General features: G+C 40.8%; 1 protein-coding gene. It reads right to left on the bottom strand.

Annotation, left to right across the window (positions count from 1 at the left end; all coding sequences use genetic code 11):
- Positions 1 to 431: hypothetical protein (locus tag BAMA_RS24820; protein WP_034644473.1), on the bottom strand; the 431-nt coding region annotated here is incomplete at both ends.

Here is a 431-nt window from a genome sequence, read left to right as displayed (position 1 = left end):
AACTTTTCGATAGCTGATAAACGATCTCGAATTAAGCCTTGCTGTATTTCAGCACGTTCAAACACAGATTTTTCAGTATGCTTCGTCATTTCCGCTTCTGCTTTTTTATGTTGTTGCTTTAAAAAAGTATGAAAATCTTTTACTAGCTTTGTATTGTCTTGAGCACCTTCCTTGAATCCTTCCATTGATGCTTTACCAAGGTTTTTAGCTACACGCTTTACATTATTTATCCCGTTTTCCAAAGCGCTTGCTATATTCTTAGGGATGAGACTAGCAGCCTCTTCAGCACCATTGTCCAATTTCGGTATCGTTGCTTCAGCAAGGGTTCTAGCTGCCTCCTCCACAAGACCTACCTTTTGATTCATACCTAGCGCTGTACCTTCTGGGATAGAGTATCCGATTTCATCACGAGCAACACGAGATGGCGAGTT

Origin of the sequence: Bacillus manliponensis (genome assembly GCF_000712595.1) — a bacterium.
Lineage (GTDB): Bacteria > Bacillota > Bacilli > Bacillales > Bacillaceae_G > Bacillus_A > Bacillus_A manliponensis.
This window is presented reverse-complemented; position numbering and strand designations above follow the sequence as displayed.